The sequence below is a fragment of the uncultured Fibrobacter sp. genome, from assembly GCF_937877005.1.
Lineage (GTDB): Bacteria > Fibrobacterota > Fibrobacteria > Fibrobacterales > Fibrobacteraceae > Fibrobacter.
The window spans coordinates 1-6,991 of sequence record NZ_CALEFV010000277.1 but is presented as its reverse complement, the minus strand read 5'-3'; the positions used below and the strand labels follow the sequence as shown (position 1 = coordinate 6,991).

6 protein-coding genes are annotated in these 6,991 nt (G+C 50.9%); 3 read left to right on the top strand and 3 right to left on the bottom strand.

Features of this window, described 5'->3' with window-relative positions; all coding sequences use genetic code 11:
- From Q0628_RS12245 to Q0628_RS12235, 3 genes are all read left to right on the top strand, one after another.
- Nucleotides 1–969 (top strand): proton-conducting transporter membrane subunit (locus tag Q0628_RS12245; RefSeq protein ID WP_298771365.1); only part of this gene is annotated, 969 nt, incomplete at its 5' end.
- 15 nt (nt 970–984) lie between these two features.
- A complete protein-coding gene (locus Q0628_RS12240) occupies nt 985–2,499 on the top strand; it encodes a NuoM family protein (RefSeq protein ID WP_298771363.1) in 1,515 nt (504 codons plus the stop codon).
- A 3-nt stretch (nt 2,500–2,502) separates the two neighbouring features.
- Nucleotides 2,503–3,939, top strand: coding sequence for an NADH-quinone oxidoreductase subunit N (locus Q0628_RS12235; protein WP_298771361.1), 1,437 nt, complete (start codon nt 2,503–2,505; stop codon nt 3,937–3,939).
- Between the two features lie 73 nt (nt 3,940–4,012).
- Here the strand turns inward: Q0628_RS12235 and Q0628_RS12230 are convergent, their stop codons facing one another.
- The 3 genes from Q0628_RS12230 to Q0628_RS12220 are packed head-to-tail and all read right to left on the bottom strand — an operon-like array spanning nt 4,013 to nt 6,807.
- Complete coding sequence (locus Q0628_RS12230) at nt 4,013–5,347, bottom strand: FISUMP domain-containing protein (protein ID WP_298771359.1); 1,335 nt, start codon at nt 5,345–5,347, stop codon at nt 4,013–4,015.
- A 10-nt stretch (nt 5,348–5,357) separates the two neighbouring features.
- Nucleotides 5,358–5,771, bottom strand: a complete 414-nt coding sequence (locus tag Q0628_RS12225) for a hypothetical protein (RefSeq protein WP_298771357.1) — start codon at nt 5,769–5,771, stop codon at nt 5,358–5,360.
- Between the two features lie 28 nt (nt 5,772–5,799).
- On the bottom strand, nt 5,800–6,807 hold the full coding sequence (locus Q0628_RS12220; protein WP_298771354.1) for a hypothetical protein: 1,008 nt from the start codon (nt 6,805–6,807) through the stop codon (nt 5,800–5,802).
- Between the last annotated feature and the right edge of the window lie 184 nt (nt 6,808–6,991).

The window sequence follows — 6,991 nt, the reverse complement described above, 5'->3', positions numbered from 1 at the left end:
ACGCTTTCACAGCTGGGCTACATAATGTTTGCCCTCGGTGCCTGCAAGATTGGCGATGCGGTCATCACCACCGGCTGGACCGCTTCCACATTCCACATTTTCACCCACGCATTCTTCAAGTGCGCCCTGTTCCTGATTGCGGGTAGCCTCATTCATCAGGTGCACACCAACGACCTGGATGCCATGGGAGGGCTCCGCAAGAAGATGCCGCTCACCTATTGGAGCGCCCTCATTTGCGTGCTTGCGATTTCGGGTATTCCCCCGTTCTCCGGCTTCTTCTCGAAGGACGAAATCATCCTGGCGGCCTTCCAGGGACACCACTATGTCGTATTCGGCCTTGCGCTCCTTACGAGCGGACTCACGACCTTCTACATGTTCCGTCTGTTCTTCCTCGCCTTCCATGGTGCACCGCGCTGCAAATCCGTGGAGCAGGGACATGTCCACGAAGATTTCTTCATGACGCTTCCGATCGTCATCCTCGCCGTTCCCGCACTGTTAAGCGGCATTCTCGGCAAGGGGATCTTCGAGCACTACTTTGTGCCTGGCAAGCTTCGCGTGCCTCAGATGATGATGCTTCCACATGCAGAATGGATCCCGTATGTTGCAGTCGCAGTCGCCGCCATAGCGCTCCTAATCGCCTGGGTGCTTTACGCAAGCCCGAAAGCAAAGATTCAGCGCGCCCTCGACGAATCAAACAGAAGCGCGATCTACAAGGTCGTCTATCACAAATTCTACTTTGACGAAATGTACTATGCCGTAGTCCGCCAGTTCGTGATTGGCGGCATCGCTCGCGTAGCCCGTTTCATCCAGGATTACATTATCGAAGGAATTCTCGCGTTCTGCGTCTGGTTCATTCACAAACTAGGCGACCTCGTGCGCTACGCACAGGGTGGCAATCTGAGTTTCTATCTAGGAACGCTCATCGTAGGCGTTTTGCTATGGCGTTTCCTAGGACAGCTTCCTCTCTAGGCGAAAGGTTTGACTATGGATACATTGCTTTTTAACCTCATCTGGATAATTCCGTTAATCACGGTCCTAGTTTGCGTACCGATTTCGTCCCAAAAGGAATCTCTACTCAAGGCGATTCATGCGGCATCGGGAACCTTCGTACTCCTACTCGTTGGTTACCTGACGTACCGTCTCTATACGCTAGGCATCACCTCAGCTAGTGCCGATTCCGCGCCACTTCTACTCCATTATTACATGGATTTGCCCTGGTTGCAATCGCTGAACGCCCATTACACCATCGGAGCGGACGGTCTAAATATGTTCCTCCTGCTCCTCACTGCGGTAATCGTCTGGGCAGGAATTCTCGTAAGCTGGAACATCAAGGGCAACCAGAAAGTCTTCTTTGCACTCATCCAGCTCCTGGCCACAAGCGTCTATGGCGTTTTCATGAGCATGGACCTTGTACTATTTTTCGTATTCTACGAAATGGAAGCGCTCTGCATGTACCTGATGATTGCAGGCTATGGTTCAGGGCGCAAGGACTACGGCGGCAAGAAACTGACTCTCACGCTCGCATTCGGATCGTCGATGATTCTTGCAACATTGTTCGGCCTCTACTTCGAAAGCGGCATCAGCAGCTGGAACCTTGTGGAACTTTCCAAAGTCACACTTCCTATGGATTTCCAGATGTGGGCTTTCCCGCTCATGTTTATGGGATTCGCCGTTTCAAGTTCCTTGTTCCCGTTCCATTTCTGGAGCCCGGACGGCCACTCCGCAGCACCGACCGCAGTTTCGATGCTCGCTGCAGGCGTCATGATGAAAATGGGCGCCTACGGCTGCCTCCGCGTCGCCATGTTCCTGATGCCCGAAGCCGCCAAAATCTGGCTTCCGTATGTCGTTGCACTCCTAATATTCAACGTAGTGCTAGGTCCTTTCATCGCTCTCAGGCACAAGGACCTCAAGTACATTACGGCCTACAGTTCCATTAGCCACCTGGGTCTCATTTTCCTCGGTCTCGCAGCACTCACGCCGGTGGGTCTCCGCGGAGCATCTCTGCAGATGATTTCACACGGATTCCTTACGGGACTCTTCTTCGCGACCATCGGCATGATTTACGAACGCACTCACACCCGCGACATCACCGAGATGGGCGGCATCATGCGCAAGCTCCCGTTCCTCGGCGTAGGTTTCGTGATTGCAGGCTTTGCAGGCCTAGGCCTGCCTGGCTTTAGCGGATTCATTGCCGAAAGCAACATCTTTATCGGCGCATTCCAGCAAGATTCTACGCTCACGCGCATCGTCACCGTACTCGCCATACTCTCGATTACGACAACAGCCGTCTACATTCTGCAGACGGCAAACCGTATGCTGCACGGCAATATGCCGACCAAGTACGAATCGCTTACCGACGCGACCATCCGCGAAAAGCTCGTGGTCATCGTTCTTGTGGCATGCCTACTCCTCATAGGTATTTTCCCCGGCTGGATCGCCGACATGCTCGACCAGAGCATAGCCCCGATTTTCGCCAACATCTCTCGTGTGGGAGGTTAATCCATGTTTAATGTTCCCAACTTTGTCATTCCTGACCTGCTCCTGCTGCTATTTCCCTTTATCGTTATCGGCAGCAGACTTTTCTGCACCGACCGATCCAAGGTTCCCTGGCGCATCGCAAACATCGGTTTCATCCTGATTTTTATTCTGCTAAACCTGATTCCTCTTGCGAGCGGTACGGGCCGTTTCTTCATAAGCAACTGGCATATCGATGATTTCGGGGTGCTCATGCGCGAGGTGCTCATGGTTTCAGCCATTCTCGGCATCTGGCTTGCGAAGGACTATTTTGAACATGGCGGTGACGGAAAACCAGCCATGCACCAGATTGCGGAATTTATCGGAGCAATCGCATTTGCAACCTTCGGCGGATTCACCGTCGTATCCGCCTGCGACATGCTCACGTTCTTCCTGGGTCTTGAAATCGCAACAATCCCGATGTACGCACTCGCCGCCTGGAACAAGCAGGATCAATACGGCTCCGAAGCAGCCACCAAATATATCCTGATGGGTTCCGTTGCTACGGCTTTCGAGCTTTTCGGATTCAGCTACCTCTACGGTTTTGCAGGATCTATTCACTTTGACGCCATCAAGGACGCCGTCGCTGCAGGCCCCTCCCCGCTTTTATGGATTGCGGTACTGTTCTTGTTCGCCGGCATCGGATTCAAGCTAACGCTTTTCCCGTTCTACACCTGGGCTCCCGATGTCTACGAAGGCGCTCCCACGCCCGTGACGGCCGTGCTCTCGGTAACCTCGAAGGCTACCGCCATCGCATTCCTCGTGGTTCTCATCTACGGGCCTCTCGCACCCATCCAGGAACAGATAGCCCCCTTCATCGCACTTCTTGCTGGCACCACGCTCTTTGTCGGTAACCTGGGTGCTTTAAAGCAGTTCAGACTACGCCGCTTTATGGCTTACAGTTCGATTGCTCAAGCAGGCTACATCATGATAGCACTCCTAGGTCCTGCCGCCACAGCAAAGACCGCAATCATTTACTACCTGTTCGTGTATGCGGTTTCGAACTACCTCGCGTTCTTTATCTTCGGCATTATCGGGCACCACCGCGAAGAGACCTTCGATTCCCTGCGCGGACTGTCAAAGCAGAAGCCCTCGCTCGCAATCGCCCTCGCGGTGGCCATGTTCAGTCTCGCGGGCATTCCGCCTCTCGCCGGTTTCTTTGGAAAATTTCAGCTATTCTTCAGCGGAGCCTCTACTGGGCACTACGCCATCGTTGCCTTCGCCGTACTAAACAATGTTCTTGCACTATTCTACTATCTGCAACTCATCAAAAGCGCCTGGATTGACGAGGTGGATAGCCATCTGAATCCGCTCCGCATGACCAAGCGACAACGCGGTGTAATCATTCTTCTCACCATTGCAGTCATTGCACTCGGTGCGCTCCCCTTCCTGAGCGACAATATCTTCCTAGGGTTCAACTTCTAAGGAGCCGTATCTTTAATTAAAAGGCCTCAGCTTTGCTGAGGCCCTTCCTTTTTACCCATTTTTTTGCAGACAATCAGTTTCTTGGCAAATCCTTTTCACAGCGAACAGCATAGGCATAGTTCTTGCCATTTGAAGCCAACGAAAACGTGAAATCGTAATAACGGAGAGCGACAGATACCGTATCTGCATAATTGGCATCATCCCAACTATTTATCGTCCACAGATAGGCGGTATAGCCGACATCAAAGAACGCCTCGCTACCGATATCGTAACCGCCCGAAGGGAGCAAGTTCATACCCGACAGATTATTTCCTGATTCCTGCACCCAGGAATCCGTAGACTTGATTTCTTCCGCATAAAAATCCCCTATGGTGCGGAGACTTGACGGTGTAGAGAATATTTGGCCCTGGGCATTACCGTCGACACCAATATTCATTAGGCTCCAGCCTTCGGGACATACCGTAACGGCAGTCTCCTTGTCGTAGAGGCGACCGTACTTCTTGCAGGAATCGGCACTATTGTTATAGCACCAGCTATTTCCCGTTTCGAAATTCATATTCTCGGCCATATAGGTCCTACCAAACAGCTCTATCGTCTTGTAAGTTTTTCCCTTGTATTCCAGTTTTCCGAAATGTACGGGAATTTCATCCACATAGGACGAATCTAAGTCACCTTCGATATGGACATCATTGGATGAATAAGTCGAATAAGAGGCTACACAACGCACGGACATTCCATGACCTCTATAGTAATCCCCATAGCCCAATTCATCCGTTTCATAGGTCAACTGCCATCCCAGCGAAGTCTCCGGACTATTTATGCCACTGACCGAGCTTGTCCAAAAATAGGCGAACTTACCTGTTGGGAGCCACCCTCCCTCGACATTCTTGCGGCCGGCAGGGAGCCCATAAAAGCCGAACCGGTTTGTCCCCTGTAGAACCGAATCTGCATTCTGCCAATGGTCTACCGTTTTCAATTTCGTGCCGGCAGGTTCAATCCGAGTCCCTACCACATCCTTAAGGTCAGCCCAATCCTGCTGATTTGGCAAATGCCAGCCATCTGGACATGCTTTCTGCGCAGCCTCCCAACTATAAAGACGTCCGTAAACCTTGCAGCTATCCTTGCTGTCCTTATAGCACCAGGAATTATCTTCCAAGGTTGAATCAACATAGTCCAAATTCTCGGCAAACCAGAGATTATAGGAATCCGAATAAGGCGGTCGCCATATCCGCATAATACGGTACTCATGACCGTTGCGAGCATCGGTGTAAACGCCGTCCTTGATTACAATTCCGTTGAGATCGTAATCGGAAAAGCTCTTTGTCACCTTGCCCTCGTCCTCGGAACACGCCGTAAAAACAACGGACAGGATGGCGACACCCATGACAAGACTCCACAAAGACTTCATGCGTCCTCCATCAATAAATCGGTTTTTCCCAGACGCTTCCACCCACCGATGAATTCTCTGAAGATTCCGATTGCCAGGTCGGCTGCTGTACTGGGATTGCGCTACTGTCTATAGGAATTACAATTTCATCGGGATACGCCTGATAAACAAAGAGCGACAAAAAGTAGGTGAAAGGCATCCATAAGACCGAAGCTGCGGTAATTTCGCGCGATACAATATCGCGACCGACAACATGACTTCCCTTTTGAGCTTCGAACAGGACCTTGCCCCATGCGCCACGAGTCGTTACGGAACATTCCTCATCGGTGGAGCATATATAGCGGCCATCGGCATAGACATCGTAAGCGCCACCATCCGACGCCCTAATGGTCGACCTTCCAAAATAGCAGCCAGCAAGCATTGCCGTAAACATGACAGCAACCATAATCCGGCACATTCGCATCGCGAACATATTAGAAACCGTAGCCGATACCGACGTTAAAGACGAGTCCCTGGATGGCGTGGTCCTTTTCGACAATATTTACGAAACCCTCGTGTTCATCCACTTCATACATTTTGTTCTTGTAGAAATTCATCAGATACTTGACTTGAGCTATGAACATGACTCGGCTAGAACGATTGAACATAACACCGCCACCGACAAAGCCGCTCAGGCCTGTACGATCGTCACTATAATCGTCACTATAGCCTCTGTAGCGCGAAGGTATATCGCTATCATAGCTTGTCCCGCTAAACGCAAGGCCTCCGCCCACAAACGGAGTGACAGCCCTTGAGCCAAACGGATAGTATGCCGAGATAGCCAGGTCCATGTATTCCATGGCAACATTGCTGCCAAGGCCATACATATTCCAGTCGACACCAAACAGGATTACCTGAGCATCGTAAAGCAAAAATACATCGAGGCCGCCAAAGACTTCCACATCAGGCTGCGTAGCCATAATGCCACCAACGGAAGCTCCGATATAGGAATTGACACCCTTACGTTTCGTCGGCCGGGTTTCCTGTTCTGTCACGCTGTAAATATCGTCGTCATCAGCAGCCTTCTTTCTGGTGCCGATATTACGGGCCACACGCTGGATAATCGGATCGAAATCATCCGGATTGCGCGCCTTGAGGCGGTCGTCCCAAATGGGAGCATCCTTATCCACTCCATAAAGCTTGAATGACATGATGACATTTTCACCCAGTCGCGTGAATTCAGCAATGATATACTTGGGGCAGCCCTTTTCAATCGCCTTCTGCCGGACGGTCGCCTGATCATCGGACTTGACGGAATCCGCTGCAGTGCCTACGACCAACAGGAAACGACCGTCATCTTCGATATAAGCCTTCATCAATTTCGAAGAAGCGACCGCATAATCTTCGTGCATGCCGGTCAGTCCTACCGGAGCAAGGTAAACCTTTTCCGCCGCCCAAACGGAAATGGTTAGCGCCAACAAACTCAACCATATCTTTTTCATAAGATCTCCTCTCCGCACAATACACTTCTGTGCTCTAACCGAATAAAGTGAGCCGTTATAAAAATAATACCCTCTCTCTTTTATAAAAGAAGAAACACATTCTTTAATAGCCAACATAGCATTTGATTGTTCAAATAAAGCGGAAGGACAAGTATAAATAAAACGTGCTTCATCATGAGCAGGC